We start from the raw sequence: 23,538 nt of genomic DNA on the forward strand, positions 1-23,538 counted from the left end.
GCGACCATGACGACCCTGATTTTCGACTGCGATGGCGTGCTGGTGGACAGTGAGGTGATCGCCGAGGCGACCCTGGCCGAGCGGCTGGCCGAGTGGCTACCCGACCTCGACGTCGAGGCGGCCCTGAATGAAGCCCTGGGCCGCACCACCGCGGCGATTCTCGAACTTCTCGACGGCCAGAGCGCCCACGCGCTGCCCAAGGACGCGCTGGCCCTGCTCGACGACGAGATCGAAGCCCGCCTCGCTCGCGAACTCACCGCCATCGATGGCGTGGCGCAGGCGCTGTCGGCGATTCCGGGTGCCAAGGCGGTGGTCTCCAACAGTCGTCGTCAGCGGGTCGTCGCCTCGTTGTCGCGCACTGGTCTGGATCAGGTGCTGGGCACGGCGCCGATCTTCTGTGCCGAGCAGGTCGACAAGCCCAAGCCCGATCCCGGCGTCTACCTGCTGGCCGCCGAGACCCTGGGGGTCAGCCCTGGTGCCTGCCTGGTGGTCGAGGACTCCATCGCCGGTGCCAGCGCCGCCCTGGCCGCCGGCATGACGGTCATCGGCTTCGTCGGGGCAAGCCATCTGCCCGCCGATCAAGCCGAACGGCTCAGCCAACTCGGTGTGTGGCAGGTGATGACCCATATGGCGCAATTGCCCGCCCTGGTGTCCAACTGGCAGCAGCGTCAGCAGGCCAGCGTATGAAAGACGGCTCTGTTGGCCCGGTGGCGGGCAAGCTCCAGGACAAGACCGCCGTGATCACCGGTGGTGCACGCGGGATCGGGCTCGCCATCGCCCGGCGTTACGCCGAGGAGGGCGCGCGCGTGGTGATCGCGGATGTCGACAGCGAGGCCATCGACGAGGCGCTGGAAGGTTTCGACCGTGAGCGTGCGATGGGTACTGCGCTGGATGTCCGCGACAACACCGCCATCACTGCTATGGTTCGAAAGGTAGAGAAACGTTTTTGCGCTATCGACGTGCTGGTCAATAATGCGGCGGTATTTGGCATGGCGCCGGTGCTCGAGGTGGATGAGGCCGACTTCGAGCGCCAGTTCGCGGTCAACGTCAAGGGGCTGTTCTTCACCCTGCAGGCGGTGGCCAGGGCCATGGTCGAGGCGAAACGTGGCGGTGTCGTCATCAATATGGCCTCCCAGGCCGGGCGGCGTGGCGAGCCTCTGGTCAGCACCTATTGCGCCACCAAGGCGGCGGTGATCAGTCTGACCCAGTCCTGCGCGCTGGACCTGATTCGCCACGGTATCCGTGTCAACGCTATCGCCCCGGGGGTGGTCGATACCCCCATGTGGGACGAGGTCGACGCCCTGTTCGCCCGCTACGAGGGACGCCCCCTCGGCGAGAAGAAGCGACTGGTCGGCGAGGCGGTGCCCTGTGGCCGCATGGGGCGACCGGACGATTACGCCGGCGCTGCGGTGTTTCTGGCCAGCGCCGACAGCGACTATGTCATCGCCCAGACCCTGAACGTCGATGGCGGCAATTGGATGAGTTGAGCCACGGGCACGAGCGAGGTGACAGATGACCCCCACCATGGAAGCGATCGCTGACGAACTACTGACGCGCAGCGAGGGCAGGGCGCGCTATATCGTTGCTCTGGCCGGCCCGCCGGGGGCCGGCAAGTCCTTTCGCTCCGCCTGGCTGGCGCGTCAGCTCAACGAGCGGCAACCCGGCGTCGCCGAGGTGGTGCCCATGGATGGCTATCACTTCGACAACGGCGTGCTGGAATCGCAGGGGCTGCTGCCCATCAAGGGCGCGCCGGAAACCTTCGATGTGGATGGCCTGCGCCATGACCTGGCGCGGCTGAAGCGAGCCGACCGGGACGTGGCCGTACCGGTATTCGACCGACCGCTGGACCTGGCGCGTGCGGGCGCCCGGGTGATCACGCCCGGTCATCGGGTGCTGATCGTCGAGGGCAACTACCTGCTGCTGGATCACGGGCCCTGGCCGGCGCTGGCGGACTACTTCGACTTCAGCCTGTTTCTCGAGGTCGCCGATACGGTGCTCGAGCAGCGATTGATCGAGCGCTGGCTCGGCATGGGCCAGGACCAGGCCGGGGCCATCGCCAAGACCCGGGACAAGGACATGCTCAACGCGCGCCTGATCAAGACCCGCTCGATCACCGCCGATCTCCACTGGCACTAGCCAATCCCATTTTTGGAAAGCGGCTCTGCTTTCTCATTGTTCATCTGGCGGAGAGCCTTCATGACACGACTTTGCAACGCGGAACTGGCTGGCCTCGCTCCGCATATCTCGGTGCCCAGCTACGATCGTCGGGCGCTGACACCGGGCATCGCCCATTTCGGCGTCGGCGGTTTTCATCGGGCCCATCAGGCCATGTACCTGGATCGTCTGATGGAAGCCGGGCAGGCCCATGACTGGGGTATCGTCGGCATCGGCGTGATGCCAGGCGACAAGCGCATGCAGGAGGCGCTGGCCAGCCAGGACCACCTCTATACCCTGGTGGTCAAGCATCCCGATGGCGCGCTGGAACCCCGCGTCATCGGTTCGATCATCGATTACCGCTTCGCGCCGGACGACCCCGAGGCGGTGATAGAGACACTGTCGGACCCGAGCATCCGGATCGTCTCGTTGACGGTGACCGAGGGCGGCTACAACGTCCACCCGGTCACCGGCGAGTTCGATCTCGATGCCGCCGAGGTGGTGTATGACCTGTGCAACCCCGAGCGTCCGCGTACCAGTTTTGGCTTGATCGTGGCGGCGATCGAGCGCCGGCGCGAGCGCGGCATCCCGCCCTTCACGGTGATGTCCTGCGACAACATCCCGGGCAACGGCGAGGTGGCGAGGCGCATGTTCACGGCCTTTGCCTACGCTCGTGATCGCGCGCTCGGGCAGTACGTCGAGGCGGAAGTGCCTTTCCCCAGTTCAATGGTAGATCGCATCACACCGATGACCACGCCGGGCGACATCGAGGAGCTTTCCGAGCGCTTCGGACTGGAAGACGCCTGGCCGGTGATCTGCGAACCCTTCACCCAATGGGTGCTGGAGGATCATTTTGCCAGTGACCGACCGGCGTTTGATGAGGTCGGCGTGCAGCTGGTCGAGGACGTCGAGCCCTACGAGCTGATGAAGCTCAGGTTGCTCAACGCAGGCCACCAGGCGCTTTGCTATGTCGGCTATCTGGCCGGCTATCGTTACGCCCATGAGGTCTGTCAGGATCCGCTGTTCATCGACTTCCTGCTTGGCTACATGGCCGAGGAGGGCAGCCCGACACTGCCTCCGGTCCCTGGCGTCGATCTCTATCAGTACCGGCACACCCTGATCGAGCGCTTCGCCAATCCCGAGGTGAGAGACACGCTATCGCGGCTTTGTGCTGAAAGCTCGGACCGAATCCCGAAGTGGCTGTTGCCGGTCATTCGTCACCAGCTCGAACACGGCGGCGAACTCAAGCGTTCTGCCGCGGTGGTGGCAAGCTGGGCGCGCTACGCCGAAGGCGTGGACGAGCAGGGCCAGCCCATCGTGATCGTCGATCGCTGGAAGGATCGGCTGACCGAGCTCGCCGGTTCCCAGCGCGAGCACCCCACCGCCTTTATCGAGAACCGTGAGCTGTTCGGGGATCTCGCCGACTCGCCGCGCTTCGTGGTGGCCTACGTCGAGGCGCTGAAGCTGTTGCAGGACAAGGGCGCCAGGGCGACCCTGGAGGCGCTGGCGTCCTGACCCACCGCTGAGCGCGTCGGCTTCGACGCACCGTGTCGATGCGCCAACGAGGAATCTTTTCATGTATCTCGGTGTGGATTGTGGCACCCAGAGCACCAAGGTGGTGGTGGTGGATCTGGCGCGTGGCGCCACCATTGGCGAGGCCAGTCGACCCCACCGCATGATCGAGGGCGCCAGGGGGCGGCGCGAGCAGGACCCGGCACAGTGGATCGAGGCCTTTATCGGCGCCTTCCACGCGGCGATCGCGTCGGCCGGTGTCAGCGCCGGTGATATCCGCGGCATCGGTGTCTCCGGCCAGCAGCATGGCATGGTGGCGCTGGATGCCAGGGATCAGGTGCTGTACCCGGCCAAGCTGTGGTGCGATACCGAGACCCATGCCCACAACCAGGCCCTGATCGGCGCTCTGGGCGGGGAAGAGGGCTGCCTGGCGCGGCTCGGCCTGGTGCCTCAGACCGGCTACACCGCCTCCAAGGTGGCCTGGCTGCGCGAGCATCATCGCGACATCTATGATCGCGTGGATGGCGTGCTGTTACCCCACGACTACCTCAATCTGTGGTTGACCGGCGAGCGTGTCAGCGAGGCGGGAGACGCCTCGGGTACCGGTTATTTCGATAGTCGCTCACGGCGCTGGAGTCCTGAGGTGTGGCAGTGGATCGCCCCTGAGCTGGACCCGGCCCGGGTGCTGCCAAGACTGATCGATTCCCGCGACACGGCAGGGCAGGTCCGGCCGGTGCTGGCCCGGGAGCTGGGGCTTTCCCCAGGAGTCGCGGTCGCCAGCGGCGGCGGAGACAATATGCTCGGCGCCATCGGCACCGGCAACATCGTGCCGGGCAAGGTAACCATGAGCCTTGGCACCTCGGGCACCGTCTGCGCCCACTCCGATCACCCGGTGCTGGCCGATTCCGCCATGGTCGCCAACTTCTGCGCCAGCCACGCGGGCTGGCTGCCGCTGGTCTGCACCATGAACACCACCTCGGCCACCAATCGCGTGCGTGAGCTGTTCGGTCTCGACCTGGCGGGGTTCAACCAGGCCCTGGTCCAGGCGCCTGTCGGCGCCGATGGCGTGACGGTCTTGCCGTTCTTCAACGGCGAACGGGTACCGAGCCTGCCCGAGGCCAGCGCCTCCTTTCTCGGCCTGACCAGCCGCAATACCAGCCCCGCCCATCTGTGTCGCGCGGTGGTGGAGGGCGCCACCTTCTGTCTGCGCTACGGCCTTGACCTGATGGGGCCGCTGGCTGACCAGGCACGCCAGATTCGGCTGATCGGCGGCGGCGCCCACAGCGCCGCCTGGCGCCAGATGGTGGCGGACATCACCGCCACCGAGGTGGTGTGCCCCCGGGTGACCGATGCCGCCGCTCTTGGCGGCGCCATCCAGGCGGCCTGGTGTGCCAGGGAGGGCGAGCTGGACGAGCTGTGTCAGGCGCTGGTGCAGCTGGATGAAGGCTCCCGGGCCGAGCCCGACGCAGGTCGGGTCAAGCGCTATGGCGAGGTCTACCTGGGCTGGCTGGTCGCCCTCGATCGTCTGCATGGATGACAGCGGAGGCTCTTGCATGGATGACAGCTGAGGCTCTTGCATAAGTGACAGCTGAGGCTCCGCCCGCTAGCGTTGGAAAGAGTCGGGCCAGCCCGCTCGTCTCAATGCCGTGCAGCGAGGACGCCATGCCTATTCCACCGCCATCGTCACCTTTACCGTCTGATTCGCCCACCTCACCGCCCGGCGCTTCATCCTCTGCTCCGTCCGTGGGCGAGGGCGCCACCAGCCCTGCCCAGCGCGAGATCCTGGCGCTGGGAGCGCTTGCGCTGTCCCGGGCGATCCATGCACGAGAGCTTAGTTGCCGCGAGGTGATGGACGCCTACCTGGCACAGATCGACGCGGCCAACCCGGTGGTCAACGCCATCGTCTCTCGCCGTGACCACGAGGTGCTGATGGAAGAGGCCGGGGAGTACGACCGCGAACTGGCGGCGGGGCGCTCTCGCGGCTGGCTCCACGGCATTCCCCAGGCGATCAAGGACCTTTCGGCCACGCGTGACCTGCCGACCTCGATGGGCTCGCCCTTGTTCAAGGGTCAGGTGCCACAGCAGGACGGCATCATGGTCAGGCGGATGCGCGAGGCCGGCGCCATCTTTGTCGGCAAGACCAACACGCCGGAGTTTGGCCTCGGTTCCCAGACCTACAACCGCGTCTTCGGCGCGACCCGCAACGCCTTCGATCCCGCCCTGTGCGCCGGTGGCTCCAGCGGCGGGGCCGCTGCCGCCCTGGCCATGCGCATGCTGCCGGTGGCCGATGGCAGCGACATGATGGGGTCTTTGCGAAACCCCGCCGCCTACCACAACCTGTTCGGGATGAGGCCTTCCTTCGGTCGCGTTCCCCATGGTCCTGGCCCTGATATCTTCGGCCACCAGTTGGCCACCGAAGGGCCCATGGCGCGCAGCGTCGGCGACCTTGCCAGGCTGCTGGCGACCCAGGCCGGGGCCCACCCCCGCGCTCCCCTGTCACTCGCCGATGAGCCCGAGCGTCTCGCCGATCCGTTCGATGACCTTGACGCGGCGTCGGGCCTGCGTATCGGCTGGCTCGGCGACTGGCAGGGTTACCTGGCGATGGAAGAGGGCGTGCTGGACGTCTGCCAGGGGGCGCTGTCGGTGTTCGAGCGCCTCGGTGCCCGGGTCGAGCCGGTGGTGCCGGAGATGTCACCCGAGCGGCTGTGGCAAAGCTGGCTGGTGCTGCGCCAGTGGGCGGTGGCGGGCAGTCTGTCAGAGGTCTGGACCGACGATAGCCGTCGTTGCCAGCTCAAGCCCGAGGCCTGCTGGGAGGTCGAGCAGGGCATGGGCCGAACGGCGCTGGATGTGCACCGCGCCAACGTCGAGCGCAGTGCCTGGTACGCCTGCCTGCTCGGACTGTTCGAGCGCTTCGATGCGCTGGCCCTGCCCAGCGCCCAGGTATTTGCCTTCGACGTCGACACACCCTGGCCCGGGCAGATCGCCGGGCGAACGATGGACACCTACCATCGCTGGATGGAGGTGGTGATCGCCGGCTCCCTGTCGGGGTGCCCGGTGATCAATCTGCCCGCAGGCTTCAACCCGCACGGCCAGGCCATGGGCGTCCAGCTCATCGCTCCCCATCGCCGTGATCGCGACCTGCTGCGCTGGGCTCATGCCTTCGAGCAGGCCGCACCCGACTGGCTCGAGCGCGAGCCCGAATGGCGTACGCCCAAGGCTCAGCCTCCGCGTTGAGGCCCCGTCGCGCCACGTTGCCTGGCGGGGCTCAGCCTTGCCATACCTCAGCGACCAGGCGGTAGCTCTCGAGGCGATCCTCCAGGGCATAGGTGTCGGTGTTGATCATCAGCTCATCGGCCTGGGTGCGTTCGAGCAGGCGCTCCAGACCGTCGCGCACCGTCGCCGGGCTGCCGATCACCGCGGCGCCAAGAAACCCTTCCACCTGGGCGCGCTCCATGGGGGTCCAGTCCAGCGTCGCCACCGGTGGCCGGGCGCGTCCGCGCTGGCCGCGAATCAGGCCCAGAAACTTCTGTCGGGCGGTGCTGGCGAGGTAGTCGGCGCGCTCGTCCGTGGCGGCGGCCAGCACCGGCAGACCGACCATGGCGTAGGGCGCCGCGAGCACCTCGGAGGGGCGGAAGTCGCGGCGATAGATGGCCAGCGCTTCGTCGAGCTGGGCCGGGGCGAACTGGGCGGCGAAGGCAAAGGGCAGCCCCTTGTGGGCGGCTAGCTGGGCGCTGTACAGACTCGAGCCCAACAGCCAGATCGGTACTCGGGTGCCCTGGCCGGGCACCGCCCGGACCCGCTGCTCCGGTCGGGCATCGCCAAGAAAGCCTTCCAGTTCGGCCAGACGCTGGGGGAAGTCCTCGACGCCAGCGTGTGGATCGCGGCGCATCGCCGCCATGGTGGCCGCGTCCGAGCCCGGTGCCCGGCCCAGTCCCAGATCAATGCGGCCCGGATAGAGCGTCTCCAGGGTGCCGAACTGTTCGGCGATCACCAGCGGTGGATGGTTCGGCAGCATACTGCCCATATCCATAGCGACAACTGAGACAGTGGAGTTCAGATTCAATAATGCGTCTTCCTGTGGTGCTAAAAGCTACGCAGACGGAGCAGCATCAATTATGTATGATTAGGAGTAAGAGGGTTTTGTAAGCATTTGCAGTGTCTTGTCAATATGTGTAAATTAAAAGGTCATAGGAATAGAAGATGAAGAAAGTGTTCTTCTCTTATTCGCATCGTGATGAAAGCTTCAGAGATGCATTAGAGGCTCAACTCTCGATTCTGAAAAAAAGAGGCGTAATCACGGCGTGGCATGATCGAGCAATTGACGCCGGTGAGGAAATTGATAGAGAGATTGATGAAAATATACATAATAGCGATGTTATTCTGTTATTGATAAGCCCTGATTTCATAGCTTCGGATTATTGCTATGACATAGAAATGACTGTTGCTATGGAAAGGCACGGGAAAGGGGAATCAACGGTGATCCCAGTCATAATACGACCCTGTGATTGGAAGGATGCACCATTCTCAAAGTTAATGGCAGTACCTACTGATGGAAAACCCGTAACATTGTGGAGTGATCGAGATTCTGCTTTTTTAGACATAACTAATTCTATTAAAAGAGTTGTTCAGAAAAAGCAGTAGGAAAATAAAAGCAGGGAAGAGTGAGAGCAAGCATGAAAAAAGTCGTTATTATCTACAATAGAAAAGATGACTCTTACAAAGAGCAGCTTATTGCTCATCTTAGTGGATTGGTTCATAGGAAAATAATTGAAACATGGCATGATAGAGATATTCTTGCTGGTGACGTAAGATCAGGAGTGATTGATGAAAATGTAAATCAAGCTTCTGTTATATTGTTATTGATTAGCCCGGATTTTATTAGTTCGGAATATTGTAATGCTGAAGAAATGAAGCTTGCAGTAGAATTGCATAGGGCGGGTAGAGCAAGGGTTATTCCTATATTAGCTAGACCCTGCGACACAGAAGGTGCTCTTTTTGATGGCCTAAATAAAGTTCCTGAAGGAAAATGGATTAGTCAATGTGAAGACAAAGATGGCGCTTTCCTTGAAGTAGTAGAAGAAATTAAAAGAGCTGTAAGAGAAGTAGAGCATGTTGAAATACCTGCGCCTAAGCTAGACTATGCCAGTCGAAGAGAGTTCTCTCAATGGCTGAATGACACTGAAGTAGTCTTTAAAAATAGAGCTGCTGATGTTTTGTTTTTAGATGATATCTATGTGTATCCAGACTTAAGGAGTATGGATACAGATGATGATAGCTTTGTCGAAACTCCCGCATCCAGCCTCTTTAAGAAAAAAGGTTATACAGTTGTTCTTGGGGAGGAACAGTCGGGAAAGACTGCTTTCGCAAAGTCACTGTACAAGGATTCGCTGAAATACAGGAAAAAACCTATATTTATTGATGCAGACGGAATCAATGAAAGTAATGTTTTTGATCTTTGTAGCGAGGCTTTGAGGAAACAATATGAAGATATTTGTGACTTGTCAGAGATAAGCTATGAAGAAAGAGTTCTAATAGTCGATAACATGTCTAGCATCGCCCTGAACAAACGGCATCAGAATCTTTTGCTAGATGGTATACAATCTGAATTTGGAACATGTATAGTTCTGGCCTCCGACTCTTTCCAATACGTCATGCCTGACATTGATGGTTTAGCTGGGTTTTCAGTGAAAGAGATACTGCCCTTTGGAAACTATAAGCGTGAAAAACTAATTGAGAAGTGGGTTTCGGTAGGAAGAGACAAAGAGATCGATGAGGCCGACCTCTTCTATAGTGTAGATGATCTGAAATCTAAAATTGACTCTTTGGTTAGGCGAAGTGTTGTTCCACCTAAGCCTATCTACCTATTGAGCTTGATGCAGATATTTGAAGCATATACGACTCAGCAAATAGATTTAACTTCTTTTGGTCATTGCTACCAACATCTGGTATATCAGGCACTTGAAAAAGCCGATATAACGACTAAAGACATAGACAAGTATATGAATGTCATGACTGAGTTTGCGTGGGCTCAGTTTGAAAATAGCGGGGAGTTGAATGACGATAAATTAAAAAACTTTTTCCGGCAATATTCAGAAATATACTTGGCTGTCAATGAAGAAGATGTGGTTTCACGACTTCTTCGTTGTAGTATATTGACAAAAAATGAAAAAGGTTTCAAGTTTAAGTACCCGTATATCTATTATTTCTTCGCTGCCAAGTATATTTCTGAGCAATACAATAAAAGTCGCAATGTGAAAAGCAGGTTTATATATTTGCTTGAAAATCTACATAAAGAAGACTGTGCCAATATAATTGTTTTTATCACGCATCACACAAAAGATGCGTGGATTTTAGATGAGATACAAATATGTATGATGGAGCTGTTCCAAGAGCAGGATGCTGCAACACTTGAACGTAGCTCTCTTAGCTTTATGGAGAGTTTTCTTGAGGATATTCCTGAGCTAATTCTTGAACAGAGAAGAATTGAAGATGAGCGTGAGAAGAAAGCTCAAGAACTGGATAGGTTAGAGCAAGATACAGTAAAATTTGAAAATGAGATAGACAATTTAGAACCTAGCGATACTCTTGCGAGAGTGAATAAAGCTTTTAAAGGAATAGAAATTATTGGGCAGATCGTTAGAAATAGATCTGCTTCACTTCCTAAAAGCACCTTGGTGGACATTGTGGAGGAAGGCTTTCACACCGGACTACGGTTTCTTTCTTATTTTCTTAGTATATCAGACTCGTCAAAAGATGAAGTTATAAAAATCATAGAGCATGTTCTCAAAGAGAACCCGAGGGTAAGTGATAAAGACTTGGAAAAAGAAGCAAAACATACTTATATGCTTCTTACATATGGAGTTATATTTGGAGTTCTTAGGAAAGTCTCTAATTCAATGGGTGGCATTGAAGTTGAAGAAATTTGTAGGATTGTAGAAGAGAAAAACGGAACACCAGCGATAAAGCTGATAAACCAATCCATGCACCTCCACTTTCATAAGCGACTAGACTTTAAGAGAATAACAAGCCTGCAAAAAGAATTTCGTTCTAATCCTACATGTAAGCGGATACTGAAAGAAAATATTATACAGCATACATATATGTTTCCTGTAAAATTTAGGGATAAGCAACGTCTTTCTGAAACGTTAGGTATAAGCATGCAAACCCAACGGAGAATGGAAAATGCAAAAGGCGGGAAAATGTAGAAGACCCGGTAGAGTGACTTGGTCTCAGTCTGTCCTTATCCATAATTAAAATCAAGGGCTGGGTACGATACGGGTTATGAGTGAGTTAGTCAGTTTAGAGCCTGAGACCGCTTGGCCAGTTTAGATGGTTAAGCGAAGGCGCGATGCAACCATTGCTAACGACAGAATGAGTAGGGGGCATTCAATGGTAGAAAAAAGTCATAAAAGAGATAATTTTAAAGCGAATGTCGTTAGGATGCTCAGGGATAGAGTAGGTCATCGTTGCTCAAACCCTGTCTGTCGAGTGCCGACAAGCTCCCCCGGCGATGGGAAAAATGGCGTTAACAATATTGGTGTTGCTGCTCATATATATGCTGCATCCCCAAACGGTCCTCGTTATCTTGCCACCATGAGCTCTGCCGAGAGGTCTAGTTTTGACAACGGAATATGGTTGTGTAGCACCTGTAGTTACAAGATTGATAGAAGTCCTAGTGACTACCCCGCAGAACTCCTAAGAGAATGGAAGGCCGAGAGCGAAGCTAGGGCAAAAGAAGAGCTTGGGATGAGGCTTCCGTCTAATGATGATGCTGTGAACCAAATAGAGAGCTTGTTTACAGGTAAACCGACAGGATTTTTAGCAACTTCAATACACAATGTTCACAAGGCCACGGCATCTTCTTTAGAAAGCCTTGACGAACGATTTGGCGTTACTGTAAGCCACGTTGATGGAAAGTCGATATTCAAGATTGAGCCAAAGTCTTCGAAGGTTTCTGTTAGTTTTCAGTTGGTTTCTGATTCGTCTTATGACTTTAGTGGAAAGCATCAGGCTTTAGTTAGTCGAGGCGAGGGCTTTGATATTCCAGCAAGTCATATTATTTCAAATGATTCAAAACTTTTCGATAAGATACTTTCCCAAGGGGGTGTCGTAAGTATAAGCCCCATCAGATTTCCAGCAGTTATTAAAATGTACGTTAAGTGCCCCGAGTCAAATGTTGTTGAGATGTTTGATGACGCCCATGGTCACTTGACGCCGGGGACAGAGATTATAAATTTTGATGCCAAAACGTTTAGTGGGCTTTTCCATGTGCGAGGGAATACAGGAATTCCAAGAAACGAAAGTAAGGCAAGCCTCTCTTTTGACTGTGATTTCTCCCTATGGGAAGGGATGGATGTTGCTAGACTTCCCTATTTAGTAAAGCTATACACACTTTTTGATAGAATGCTTAAAGGATGGCTCTTTTCATTCGCTATCGAAGTGCAGGGAGAGCGACTTGCTACAAGTGACGATTTGGATGTCTCGGGATTTGACTTCGTAAAAGAAATTGTCAGTTTTCTCTTGTATTCGAAAAGCGCAATGAAATTGGCTAGAGCGTCTGACAAGAAAGTGAAATTTGATAGCAATATCACTTACTCTGGTGAAGACCTTGATGAGTTAGTTATGTATTCAGGTCTTTTTGATAAGCCAGGGATATTCGGAAGTGATGAGTTGCGAGGAGACCCTTCGTTTACGTTGACTTTGAATAAAAAGTTAGACGGGTTTCTCAAGGAATCATTTGAAAAAGAAGATGGAGGCGAAGTTTCAATAACGCAGAGCGGTGTAGCTCTTGAAGTTTTTAACGATTTGGTTCCTCTACCGGATATTAAAAGAACCTTTGGACCAGTGAAGCTCAACCCTAACGTGGATGTGGAAAAAGCGAAGCCTGGCGATTCTGTAGTTATTAGGTGTGAAAGATTGGAAGGTTTTGAGATGAAAATCGAATACCTATAGAAAATAAAGGCATATAGATTGCGCGCTAGTCTGTCAAATAAATGTTGACATTGTCTTTATTTTCTGAATCCGCTTATCCAGTATGATCTGGCATTATGATGCCGCCGCTGCCCACGCGGATGCGTGAGGTCTTCTCCGCCAGGTGTCCGATCAGTACCGAGGTCGCCGCGCTGGCGATCCCCTCCAGCCCATGATGTTCGGCCAGCCAGTAGCGGGTGAAGCCAAGCGATTCGCTCAGGCGGGCCAGGGCAACGCTGTCGTGGAAGCTGTCGGCGACGGTGCCTCCATCCCGGATCGGCGCCAGGTCCAGGACCGAAAGGGGCGTAGTGTCGAGACGGGCCATGGGGCTCTCCTTCTTTTGGGCCGGGCTTTTGGCCGGGAAAATTCGTACCTGAGGCGACGAATTTGGCGGATGTTTTGCTGCGCCGACTGGCGGGTGGTGGATTCCGCTGTCTTGGTGGCGAACTTCACTATGATGTCACCGAGGTGCCTCATCGGTGCTTCGACTCTCCAGTGGCAGTCCAGTGTCAGCTTAGTGCCAAGCCGGATCGGTGGGCTGCCCGGGGATGATAGATAACAACCTAACTGTTATCAAAGTACGGGTCTGCAAAGGCTGCTCGGCGAATGCCCGGGCAGAAGCGTTCGATAAGGAGCGTCCGAGCGTGGTCTTCGCCGGAGCGGCGCTGCACAGGCCTTCCAACAAGCAGTCGAACAAAAGGAAGGCGATATGCAACGCAATGAAGGACAGCGGGTCTTTTACGTCTCCGCGATCATCATCCTGATCCTGGTGGCCCTGGGGGCCATGTTCCCTGAAGGTTTCGGCGAAGTCGCCAGTCGCGCCCTGGGTGGCGTGTCCCACTATTTTGGCTGGTTCTATCTGCTGTCGGTCACCGGCATCGTGGTATTTCTGCTCGGCCTTGCCGTGAGCAAGTACGGCAAGGTGCGCCTGGGGCCGCAGGACGGCAAGCCAGAATACGGCTTCTTTTCCTGGGTCAGCATGCTGCTGGCGGCCGGCTTCGGGGTTGGCCTGGTGTTCTACGGCATGGCCGAGCCCATGACCCACTATATTGCACCACCCTACGCCGACATGACGCCGGAAAGCGCGGAGTCGGCCCGCTACGCGATTCAGTACAGCTTCTTCAACTGGGGGATTCATCAGTGGGCGGCCTTCGCCCTGGTGGGCTTGATCATCGCCTACTACCAGTTTCGCAAGGAGCAGGCGGGCCTGGTGTCCGTGGTGCTGCGTCCGCTGACCGCCAAGCGACCGGGGCTGCGCAAGTTCAACGGCGCCCTGGACGTCTTTGCCGTGGTGGCTACGGTGATGGGGGTAGCGACCTCGCTGGGGCTGGGCGTGCTGCAGACCAACGGCGGCCTGCACGCGGTGTTCGGCATCCCGGAGAACGGCCTGTGGCAGTTCATCATCCTGTTCTGCATGTTCCTGGCCTACATGGCGTCCACCTGGTCGGGCCTGGACAAGGGGATCAAGCGACTGTCCAACCTCAACATGATCATGTGTATCGCCATGATGGTCTACGTGCTGGCCACCGGCCCCACCATCAAGCTGCTGGAGACCATCACCCTGGGACTGGGCGACTACCTGCAGAACTTCTTCGTGATGAGCCTGCGCATGTCGCCCTACAACGATAATCCCTGGGCCCAGAACTGGACCATCTTCTACTGGGCCTGGGTCATCGCCTGGTCGCCCTTTGTCGGTACCTTCGTGGCGCGTATCTCCAAGGGGCGCACCATCAAGGAGTACGTGTTCGGCGTGCTGTTCGTGCCGCCACTGCTGGCCTGCCTGTGGCTGGGCGTGTTCGGTGGCACCGCCATCCATATGGAACTGGCCAACGAGGGCCTCGGCCTGGCCCAGGCGACCCAGGACAACATCACCGTGGCGCTGTTCGAGATGTTCGATCTGATGCCCTTCTCGGGACTCTTGTCGGTGATGGCAATGATGCTGATCTTCATCTTCCTGGTGACCTCGGCAGACTCGGCGTCCTATATCGTTGCCCAGATGACCGACAACGGCTCGATCAATCCTCCCCTCTACAAGCGGGTGCTGTGGGGTGTGCTGATCGCCGCCATCTGCCTGACGCTGATCGCCGCTGGCGGCCTCAAGGGACTGCAGTCGGCATCGGTACTGTCGGCGCTGCCGTTCACCTTCATCCTCTACATGATGGTGATCGTGCTGGTGAGAGAGCTGCGCAAGGATCGCAAGCTGATGCTCGACGGTCTCTATCAGCACTACCGCGAGATGCCGGTCGGTGCAGACGCCTTCGAGGCGCGTGACCAGGCCAAGACCGAAGGAATGGAGCCCCCCGAGGAAGCGCTGAAAATGGATGACAGTGAGGAGGGTGGCTCCAGCGAGGCGATGGCCACACCGAAACCGCAGTAACCACGTGGTGGCGGCCGGGCCTCGATAGCCCGTCTGTGATAGCCCCGGCTGGACTGGCCCCTGCTGGACGGGCGGCCGGTAAAAAGCAGGCTGGTAAAGGACAGGCGGAGCCAGACCTGACCGCAGGAAACCAGAAGGCCCGCCCCATGGCGGGCCTTCTGCTATGTCGTCAACTGACGGCGCTATTGGAGGCACTATTTCCGACACTATTGCCGGCACTATTTCCGGTACCCCAGGGTGCCGGCAATTTTTTGTGCCGAATCGAATATTCGCCTACCGTGATGGAGAGTCCGACTTTTGTTAGGGTGCTACGCCCCTCACATCATGACCGCCGTCTGGCAAGGAGTGTCCATGAACGGTCGAGCGCTGCAGGAGCGCCTGCCGCTGTCTGGCAAGGATCGCGTCTTTCGTCTATCTGCCCTTATCATCATCGCCCTGGTCGCCGTGGGCGCCAGTTTCCCCGACGCCTTCGGTGACGCCGCCAACACCGCGCTGAGCCAGGTGACCCACTACTTTGGCTGGTTCTACCTGATGGCGGTGTTCGCCTTCGTCATCTTTCTGGTGGCGCTGGCGATGAGCAAGTACGGCAAGGTGCGCCTGGGGCCCCAGGATAGCACCCCCACCTACGGCACCTTTTCCTGGATCAGCATGTTGCTGGCGGCCGGCTTCGGCGTCGGTCTGGTGTTCTACGGCATGGCCGAGCCCATGACCCACTTCGCCGAGCCTCCCTATGGCGCGGTCCCCGCCGAAAGCGTGGAAGCGGCGCGCTACGCCATCCAGATGAGCTACTTCAACTGGGGGGTGCACCAGTGGGCGGCATTCTCGCTGGTCGGGCTGATCATCGCCTACTTCCAGTTTCGCAAGGACCAGGCCGGGCTGGTCTCCTCGGTGCTGTCGTCGATGACCGCCAAGCGCCCGGCGCTGCGCCCCTACACCGACTGGCTCGACATCTTCGCCGTGGTCGCCACGGTGATGGGGGTGGCGACCTCGCTGGGGCTCGGGGTACTGCAGGTCAATGGTGGCCTCAATGCGGTCTTCGGACTGCCGGAAAGCGGCCTTTGGCAGGCGGGCATCCTCGGGGTGATGTTCGTGGCGTACATGGCCTCGACCTGGTCGGGGCTCGACAAGGGCATCAAGCGATTGTCCAACCTCAATATGGCGCTGTGCATCGCGATGATGCTGTACGTGCTGTTCACCGGCCCCACGGTCAAGATCCTCGAGACCATCACCCTGGGCATCGGCGACTACCTGCAGAACTTCATCGGCATGAGCCTCAAGATGTCGCCCTACAACGATGACCCCTGGGCTTCCAGCTGGACCATCTTCTACTGGGCGTGGGTGATCGCCTGGTCGCCCTTTGTCGGCACCTTCGTGGCTCGGGTCTCGCGGGGACGGACCATTCGCGAGTACGTACTCGGTGTGCTGGTGGTGCCGCCGCTGCTGGCGTGTCTGTGGATCGGGGTGTTCGGCGGGGCGGCCCTGCATATGGAGCTGGGCGGTGATGCCGGCCTGGCCGCCGCCACCCAGGACAATATCACCGTGGCACTGTTCGAGATGTTCGACCTGATGCCGTTTTCCACGGTGCTGTCGGTGCTCGCCATGATCCTGATCTTCATCTTTCTGGTCACCTCGGCAGACTCCGCCTCCTTTATCGTCGCCCAGATGACCGACCATGGCTCCATCGCTCCGCCGCTGTACAAGCGGATCTGCTGGGGGCTGTTGATTGCCGCCATCTGTCTGACGCTGATCGTTGCAGGTGGGCTCAAGGGACTGCAGTCCGCCGCCGTGCTGGCGGCCCTGCCGTTCTCGTTCATCCTGTTCGGGATGATGTTCGTGCTGGTCAAGGAGCTGCAGGCGGATCGCCGCAACATGCTGTCACAGCTGTACCGTCAGCATGGCGAGACCCCGGTGGGCGCGGATCCGTTCGAGGCCGGCAACCTGGCCGAGGAGGAGCGTCTGCGGCGGGCCCCCAACGTGGTCAACCGGCGCATCAACCACTGAGGTGACGTCGACCGGCACCGGCGATCTGTGACCCCGGGCGAGCACCGTCAAACGAAACTTGGCGCAAAATGCAGTATCTACGATGCATTGGTAGTCAGGAAGAGTGCCAGGACGTAAGCTCAGGGTATCGTCGGAAGGATCTCGGCCATGTCTTCACCCCCTGCCCGCGGCGCGACCCGCCGCGGGCCTCCGTCTCGTCGCAGGCGGCTGACATTCAACTGGGTCACCTTCGATCGCTGGCTGGACCGTATCGTCATCCTGGCGGTGGTAACCGCCGTGACGGTCGGTATCGTCGCTCTGGCGCTATCCATGTTGGTGGACCCCTGATCGTACTCGACGCCTCGGTCGTGGGATGAACCGTGGCCAAGGGTCGGGCGCAGGAAGGGTCGGGCACAGAAAGGGTCGGGCACAGGAAGGAACTATATGGGGCAGTGGCTGTTGATCATGCTGCTGGTGTTGGGCGTTGCCCTGGACAAGGGGATGATCGCAATACCGGATCGCTGGTTGCCCTGGACACCGATATCGATCGAGACGCCGCCTGGTCCTTTCCTCGGCTGGAAGCTGGCGCGGCTGGCGGATGACCCCGAGGCCTGCCGTGCGGTGCTGGCGGCGGACCCGCCCCAGCGATATACCCCACTGGATGACGTCACCCGGGGCCAGTGTGAGCTTTCCAATCTGGTGCGCTACGCCGGTGGCCAGTCGCGCATGCAGCCGAGCGTGATGACACGCTGCCCGCTGGCGGTGGCCTGGGCGGTGTTCGAGCGTCATGAGCTCAACGCCGCTGCGCGCGCCCACCTTGGCGTGGACGTGGCCCAGATCGAACACTTCGGCAGCTTCGCCTGCCGCAATATCTATGGTCGGGCCGAGGGACGTCGCAGCCAGCATGCCAGTGCCGAGGCCCTGGATGTGGCCGCCTTCGAACTCGAGGACGGTCGTCGCGTCAGCTTGTCGGGCCACTGGGGCAAGGGAGCCGAAGGACGTTTCCTGAAGGAAGTGGGGCAGCGCGCCTGCAAGGTCTTCGGCACCGTGCTGGGGCCTGACTACAATGCCGCCCACGCCGATCACTTTCATCTCGGCGTGGGCGGTCGGGTCTGCCGCTGAGGGCGGCATCTTGGCTCGGATCGGGGCGGGGTCGAAAGCTGCCTGGACGCCTCGGGCCTGGACTTAGCGACTGAGGTTGATGTCCCGGGAATCGGTGGCAGCACCGGTCGCCGCACCCACGCCGCCGCCGATGACCGCGCCCTTGCCCACGTCGCCGCCGGTGATCGCCGCCGCGCCGGCACCTACCGCTGCACCGACCCCCGCGCCACTCAGCGCCCGTTCTCCGGTACCGGTACCGCAGGCCGACAGTGCCAGGGCCATGGTCAGGGCAGTAGCGCTCAGCCCGGTCATCTTCAGAAGTTTCATGTCGTCGTCCTCATGCTGGGGGATGACCCTAACAGTAACAACGGCACAGAAAGGAGCAAGTGAAGCAAATATGCAGCAATTGTCGCCAATTGGCGCCAATTGTGGGAGCCGCGCCCGCTTGGCCGACCCCCGTTTAGCCGAACCCCGCTTGGTCGAACCAGGCCAGACACACGACAGCTCAGATACCCGGCCGGCCAGACCCAGGCGAGATACCCGACCGGCCAGACCCAGGCGAGATACCCGACTGGCCAGACCCAGGCGAGATACTCGACCGGCCAGACCCGGGCGAGATACCCGACCGGCCAGATACAAGAACACCGCCGGCAAGCCGGCGGTGTTCCTGTGCGTCGAGCAGGTCTGGAACGAGGCACCCTCGCCTCGCCCCAGGCCCAGGACCTTAGTTGTCCAGGTCGACGTCGTCCTCATCGGTGGCGGCGCCGGTGGCCGCGCCTACGCCACCGCCGATCACGGCGCCTTCGGCGACGTCACCACCGGTGGCGGCGGCGGCGCCGGCACCTACGGCGGCACCCACGCCAGCGCCACTGGCGGCGCGTTCACCGGTGCCGGTGCCGCAGGCGGCGAGGCCCAAGGTCATGAAAGTGGCCAGCAGCAGGCTGGAGAGTGTCTTGATGGAACCCTTCCTCATGATGTTTCTCCTATGCTGTTATGTGCCATATCGAGCCTATTGGCCAAGAGAGCCGAGCACAACCCCTTGATTCTCCGATGCGGTGTCGCTTCCAGCAGACATTTTCTGGTGCCGTGTCGTCACCGGCGACGACTCCCGCCTGTCAGGTACGTCTTGGATCCCTCGGCTGTTGTTGGGTAATGCAGTGGACGTTGCCGCCGCCGAGCAGGATCTCTCGGGCGGGCACGCCGATCACCCGACGCTCGGGAAAAAGCCTCGCAAGAATGTCGCGAGCCTCGTTGTCGCGGCGTTCATCCAGCAGGGGCATGACCACCACTCGATTGCCGATGTAAAAGTTGACGTAGGAGGCCGCCATGCGGTCCCCGGGCTGGCGTGGGTGCGAGCTGGACAGGCGGTCGATGCCGCTGGCCTCGTCTTCGCCGATAAACAGTGGGCCGGGCTGGGGCAGGCGGTGCACGGTGAACGGTCGACCGCAGGCATCGGTACTGGCTTCCAGCACCGCCAGGGCGTCGCGGCAGATCTGGTACTCCGGGTCCGCGGCGTCGTCGCACCAGGTCAAGGCAACTTCGGCGGGGCCCACAAAGCAGCAGAGATTGTCGACGTGGCCGTCGGTTTCATCGAGGTAGCAGCCCCGGGGAAGCCAGATGACCTTGCTGATGCCCAGCTGCTCGCTCAGGCGCGCCTCCATGGCGGCGCGATCCAGACCCGGGTTGCGGTTGGGGTTGAGCAGGCACTCCTCGGTGGTGATCAGGGTGCCCTCGCCGTCGACGTGAATGGCACCGCCTTCCAGCACGATACCGGCATCGAAGCGGGGGATGCCCAGCATTTCGGCGATCTTGGGGCGAATCCGGCGGTCCTTGTCCCAGGGAAAGTAGAGTCCGCCCTTGAGTCCGCCCCAGGCGTTGAATTCCCAGTCCACCACCGCCAGGCCATGTTCGGGGTGGGTCAGAAAGGTCGGGCCCACGTCACGCATCCAGGCGTCGTTGCTGGATAGTTCGACCACACGAATCGATTCCGGAAGCTGATAACGGGCGTTTTCGTACTGATCGTCGTTGACGCCCACGTAGACGGTCTCGCTCTCGGCGATAGCGCTGGCCACCGCGACGAAGGCCTGTTGGGCGGGCTTGGCTCCCAGGCGCCAGGTATCCGGGCGCTGGGGCCACAGCATCCAGCAGGCGTCGTGAGGGGCGAATTCCGCCGGCATGGACCAGCCAAGTCGGGCGGGACTGTGCGCGTCGCTGCCGGCGGAACGCGACGCGATAGGGGACGCGATAGGGGCCGGGGTCGGTGAAGACGAATGGTGTGTCTGGTTCATGGAGGCTCTCACAAGAATCCGATCAGCAGGAACACGCCGGTGGCCAGGGCCGCGGCGATCAACACGTAGGGGATCTGGGTCAGGGCGTGGGCCATGGGGCTGCAACCGCTACCCTGGGCCGACAGCACCGTGGAGTCCCCGTAGAAGCAGGCGTGGCTACCGAAGGCGCTGGCCGAGATCAAGGCGCCGACCACCAGCGGCATATTGGCGTCCATGCTGATCGCCAACGGCAGCACGATAGGCATGGCCACCGCGAACAGCCCCCAGAAGGAGCCGGTGGCAAAGGCCAGGAAGGCCATGGTGACGAATACCACGGCGGGCAGCAGGCCGGCGGTCATCAGCGGCTGTACCGCCTGGATCACCACCTCGGTGAGGCCCAGGACGTCGTTGACCTCCTTGAGCGAGAAGCCGGCGACCAGGGTGCCCAGCGGCATGATCATCGCCTTGAAGCCTTCCAGGGCGGTATCGAAGGTGTCATTGAAACTCAGCAGACGCTGGACGGCGATCAGCACCAGGGTGACGGCCAGGGCAACGATGACCCCGCGCAGGATGTCGATATCGAAGTACCAGGTGGCGACGATCAGGCTGGCGATGGGCAGCAGGAAGTTGAGCAGATGCGGGCTCTGGCCATCGTAGTTGGTGTCGATCTGCAGCGCGTGCTCCTCGCCGCCATCGGGCACCGGCTGGCCGGCCTTGGCACGGGCCTCAGCGGTCTTCATCGGGCCGATGTCAGGCAGCCAGCCCAGCGCGACCAAGGGCACCAGGGCCGCCGCCACCCAGGCGTAGGCCATGTACGGGATCGCCGAGATGTACAGCGACATGCCGTTGTCGGCGACGTTGTTGTCCTCGAGCAGGCCGGCGAAGAACACCGCCCAGGTCGAGAAGGGCACCAGGATGCACACCGGGGCGGCGGTGGAATCCACCAGATAGGCCAGCTTTTCGCGGGAGACGCCGAAGCGATCGGTGATCTTCTTCATCGAGGCGCTGATGGTCAGGGCGTTGAGGTAGTCGTCGACGAAGATCACCAGCCCCAGCACCCAGGTGGTCAGCAGGCTCTGGCGACGACTGTGCAGTCGTTTGGTCATGGCGTCACCGAAGCTCAGCACGCCGCCGGTCTTGACCAGCAGAGCGATCAGGCTGCCGAACAGGCCGCAGACCAGGATGATCCAGGTGACGGTGTCATTGCCGAGGACCGTGAGCAGGATGTCCGACCCGCGGGTGACGACCTCGCTGGGGGCGATCATCAAGAGCCCGACCAGGCAGCCGGCAAGCAGTGATTCGATGGTGCGACGAGTGATGATGGCGGTGACCAGCACCACCAGGGTGGGAACCAGGCTCCAGACGCCGTAGGTTTCCATGCAAGCTCCTTGTATCGCCTGTGGCGACGGTTGTTATTGGACGGAAGCTATCGCGCAGGGGCGAGCCCTGCGCTGGCCGCGCGGCAAAAAAGCGCGGCCTCGTGTTGCAGGAGGGTTCGTGGCTAGAGATAGCCGTCGCGACGCAGGGACTCGGCGGTGGCGGCAAGCGCCTCGTCGAGGATGGCGACGGCCTCGTCGACGGTGTCGCGGGTCCAGATCAGGGGCGGCGAGATCACGTTGAGATGCCCCACCGGACGAATGATCAGTCCGCGCTGCTGGGCCTCGAAGGCCACCCGATCGCCGACACGCGCGTCCACCGGAAACAGCGCCTTGGTGTCCTTGTCTGCCACGTTCTCGATGCACATCATGAAGTGGCTGCCGCGCACGTCGCCGACGGTGGGATGTCGTGACAGCGTCGCCAGTGCCTGCTCCAGATAGGGGCCGACCTCGCGGACGTTGGCGCAAAGCTCTTCTCTCTCGAGGATCTCGATATTCTTGAGCGCCGCGGCGCAGCTGACCGGATGTCCGGAGTAGGTGAAGCCGGTGCTGAGTACTCCGCCCTTGCCCTGGGGCGTGCCCAGCACCTCGTAGAGGCGGTCGGAGATCAGGGTCGCGCCGAGCGGGGCATAGCCCGAGGACAGGCCCTTGGCCAGGTTGATGACGTCGGGCTGGGTGTCGAATACCGCTTCCGAGGCGAAGATGTGGCCGAGGCGACCGAAGCCGGTGACCACCTCGTCGGCGATATACAGGATGTCGTGGGCGCGCAGCACCTCCTGCATGCGGGCGTGATAGCCCCGGGGGGCCACCAGTACGCCGCCGGCTCCCATGATCGGCTCGGCGATGAAGGCGGCGATATTGTCGGCGCCGATCTCGGCGATGGTGGCCTCGAGTTCCGCGACCAGATGATCACAGTACTGTGCTTCATCCATGCCTTCGGGGCGACGATAGAGGTTGGCCTCGCTTAGATGGGTGACCAGACCATCGAGGGTGTCGAATTCCCAGTTGTTGCTCTCGATGCCGGTCAGGCTCGCGGCCAGGTAGGTGGTGCCGTGGTAGGCGTTGTGGCGCGACAGGATACGCTTCTTGTTCGGCTTGCCCAGGCGGTTGAAGTAGTAGTGCACCAGGCGGATGGTGGCGTCGTTGGCGGTGGAGCCTCCGCAGCTGTAGAAGACATGGTTGAGGTGGGCCGGGGCCAGTTCGGCGAGCTTGGCGGCCAGCCGCGTAGCCGGTGCGTTGGACAGATTGTTGAAGGTCGAGAAGTAGGCCATGCGGGTGGCCTGTTCGGCCATGGCCTGGCCGATCTCGGCGCGACCGTGGCCAACGTTGACGCACCACAGCCCGGCGATGCCGTCGATAAAGCGGTTGCCGTGAATGTCCTGAACGTGGATGCCCTCGGCATCGGTGATCAGCTCGCAGCCCTTGTCGTGGAAGACGCTGAAGTCGGTGAAGGGATGGACGAAGTGGTCCCGATCCTGGCGCCACAGGGTCTCGGCATCCAATGTTGTTGGGACTGGGGCCGGGGCCGGAACCGGAGCCGTGTCGGCGACGGGAGTCGAGGGGCGGGACGAGAGGCGAGTGTCGGGTGTTGTCATTGGAAACCTCCTTGGGAAGGTCTCCAGTCTCGCCAGACTGCCCCTGTCGATGACATATCCTTATGAGGGTAGGTCTCCTCGGGCCGCCAGGCGGCGGCAGTGCCGGTATCACCGATGGGGTAGCCTATGATCGACTCAGGTTGCCATGACCTTGATCTACCTCATGATTGAGAGAGGGGGGCGCGAAACGGCACTACCGAGACTTG

The 23,538-nt window shown here is 59.9% G+C and carries 18 protein-coding genes and 2 pseudogenes; 13 read left to right on the plus strand and 7 right to left on the minus strand.

All coding sequences use genetic code 11. The features are described from left to right. The first annotated feature begins 6 nt into the window (after positions 1-6). The 6 genes from C6W88_RS08965 (at position 7) to C6W88_RS08990 (ending at position 6,900) form a co-directional block, all read left to right on the plus strand. Positions 7-687: an HAD family hydrolase gene (locus C6W88_RS08965; protein WP_108132236.1), complete on the plus strand. Its 681-nt coding sequence runs from the start codon at positions 7-9 to the stop codon at positions 685-687. Continuing rightward, complete coding sequence (locus C6W88_RS08970) at positions 684-1,487, plus strand: L-iditol 2-dehydrogenase (RefSeq protein ID WP_108132237.1); 804 nt, start codon at positions 684-686, stop codon at positions 1,485-1,487. Before C6W88_RS08965 ends, C6W88_RS08970 begins: the two co-directional genes overlap by 4 nt. Positions 1,488-1,512: 25 nt before the next feature. Then, the gene (locus C6W88_RS08975) at positions 1,513-2,136 is read left to right on the plus strand and encodes a nucleoside triphosphate hydrolase (protein WP_108132238.1); all 624 of its coding nucleotides are present in this window, start codon (positions 1,513-1,515) and stop codon (positions 2,134-2,136) included. A gap of 60 nt (positions 2,137-2,196) precedes the next feature. Next, entirely contained in the window at positions 2,197-3,669 is a 1,473-nt protein-coding gene (locus C6W88_RS08980) for a mannitol dehydrogenase family protein (protein WP_108132239.1), read from the plus strand. A 61-nt stretch (positions 3,670-3,730) separates the two neighbouring features. Next, a complete protein-coding gene (gene xylB / locus C6W88_RS08985) occupies positions 3,731-5,203 on the plus strand; it encodes a xylulokinase (protein ID WP_108132240.1) in 1,473 nt (490 codons plus the stop codon). Between the two features lie 125 nt (positions 5,204-5,328). Then, positions 5,329-6,900 carry an amidase gene (locus tag C6W88_RS08990; protein ID WP_108132534.1) on the plus strand — a complete coding sequence of 524 codons (1,572 nt, stop codon included), beginning with the start codon at positions 5,329-5,331 and terminating at the stop codon, positions 6,898-6,900. A 31-nt stretch (positions 6,901-6,931) separates the two neighbouring features. Here C6W88_RS08990 and C6W88_RS08995 read toward each other — a convergent pair. Continuing rightward, a pseudogene (locus tag C6W88_RS08995) lies at positions 6,932-7,687 on the minus strand (LLM class flavin-dependent oxidoreductase); the annotation flags it as partial. Between the two features lie 179 nt (positions 7,688-7,866). On the opposite strand from C6W88_RS08995, the gene C6W88_RS09000 reads away from it, so the two are divergent. The 3 genes from C6W88_RS09000 to C6W88_RS21345 all read left to right on the plus strand — a co-directional run bounded on the left by C6W88_RS09000 (position 7,867) and on the right by C6W88_RS21345 (position 12,618). Next, positions 7,867-8,307, plus strand: a complete 441-nt coding sequence (locus tag C6W88_RS09000; RefSeq protein WP_108132242.1) for a toll/interleukin-1 receptor domain-containing protein — start codon at positions 7,867-7,869, stop codon at positions 8,305-8,307. A 32-nt stretch (positions 8,308-8,339) separates the two neighbouring features. Further along, the gene (locus C6W88_RS09005; protein ID WP_108132243.1) at positions 8,340-10,871 is read left to right on the plus strand and encodes a toll/interleukin-1 receptor domain-containing protein; all 2,532 of its coding nucleotides are present in this window, start codon (positions 8,340-8,342) and stop codon (positions 10,869-10,871) included. A 184-nt stretch (positions 10,872-11,055) separates the two neighbouring features. Next, positions 11,056-12,618: a hypothetical protein gene (locus C6W88_RS21345; protein ID WP_146164645.1), complete on the plus strand. Its 1,563-nt coding sequence runs from the start codon at positions 11,056-11,058 to the stop codon at positions 12,616-12,618. 82 nt (positions 12,619-12,700) lie between these two features. Here C6W88_RS21345 and C6W88_RS09010 read toward each other — a convergent pair. Next, positions 12,701-12,961: pseudogene (locus C6W88_RS09010) on the minus strand (LLM class flavin-dependent oxidoreductase); the annotation flags it as partial. A gap of 384 nt (positions 12,962-13,345) precedes the next feature. Here C6W88_RS09010 and C6W88_RS09015 point away from each other — a divergent pair. From C6W88_RS09015 to C6W88_RS09030, 4 genes are all read left to right on the plus strand, one after another. Continuing rightward, positions 13,346-15,013: a BCCT family transporter gene (locus C6W88_RS09015; RefSeq protein WP_083970190.1), complete on the plus strand. Its 1,668-nt coding sequence runs from the start codon at positions 13,346-13,348 to the stop codon at positions 15,011-15,013. A gap of 351 nt (positions 15,014-15,364) precedes the next feature. After that, positions 15,365-17,014 (plus strand): BCCT family transporter, encoded by a 1,650-nt coding sequence (locus C6W88_RS09020; protein ID WP_045991251.1) that lies wholly within the window; start codon positions 15,365-15,367, stop codon positions 17,012-17,014. 147 nt (positions 17,015-17,161) lie between these two features. After that, positions 17,162-17,341: a hypothetical protein gene (locus C6W88_RS09025; protein WP_108132245.1), complete on the plus strand. Its 180-nt coding sequence runs from the start codon at positions 17,162-17,164 to the stop codon at positions 17,339-17,341. 96 nt (positions 17,342-17,437) lie between these two features. Next, complete coding sequence (locus tag C6W88_RS09030; protein WP_045991249.1) at positions 17,438-18,115, plus strand: extensin-like domain-containing protein; 678 nt, start codon at positions 17,438-17,440, stop codon at positions 18,113-18,115. Between the two features lie 63 nt (positions 18,116-18,178). Here C6W88_RS09030 and C6W88_RS09035 read toward each other — a convergent pair whose 3' ends face one another. From C6W88_RS09035 to C6W88_RS09055, 5 genes are all read right to left on the minus strand, one after another. Further along, positions 18,179-18,421 carry a YMGG-like glycine zipper-containing protein gene (locus tag C6W88_RS09035; protein WP_108132246.1) on the minus strand — a complete coding sequence of 81 codons (243 nt, stop codon included), beginning with the start codon at positions 18,419-18,421 and terminating at the stop codon, positions 18,179-18,181. A gap of 397 nt (positions 18,422-18,818) precedes the next feature. Then, positions 18,819-19,067 carry a YMGG-like glycine zipper-containing protein gene (locus tag C6W88_RS09040; protein WP_045991247.1) on the minus strand — a complete coding sequence of 83 codons (249 nt, stop codon included), beginning with the start codon at positions 19,065-19,067 and terminating at the stop codon, positions 18,819-18,821. 142 nt (positions 19,068-19,209) lie between these two features. Continuing rightward, on the minus strand, positions 19,210-20,382 hold the full coding sequence (aguA, locus tag C6W88_RS09045; protein ID WP_108132247.1) for an agmatine deiminase: 1,173 nt from the start codon (positions 20,380-20,382) through the stop codon (positions 19,210-19,212). 8 nt (positions 20,383-20,390) lie between these two features. Continuing rightward, positions 20,391-21,740: a Na+/H+ antiporter NhaC family protein gene (locus C6W88_RS09050; protein ID WP_108132248.1), complete on the minus strand. Its 1,350-nt coding sequence runs from the start codon at positions 21,738-21,740 to the stop codon at positions 20,391-20,393. Positions 21,741-21,862: 122 nt separating this feature from the next. After that, positions 21,863-23,332, minus strand: a complete 1,470-nt coding sequence (locus C6W88_RS09055) for an aminotransferase (RefSeq protein WP_108132249.1) — start codon at positions 23,330-23,332, stop codon at positions 21,863-21,865. Between the last annotated feature and the right edge of the window lie 206 nt (positions 23,333-23,538).

Origin of the sequence: Halomonas litopenaei (assembly GCF_003045775.1) — a bacterium.
GTDB classification, from domain to species: domain Bacteria; phylum Pseudomonadota; class Gammaproteobacteria; order Pseudomonadales; family Halomonadaceae; genus Halomonas; species Halomonas litopenaei.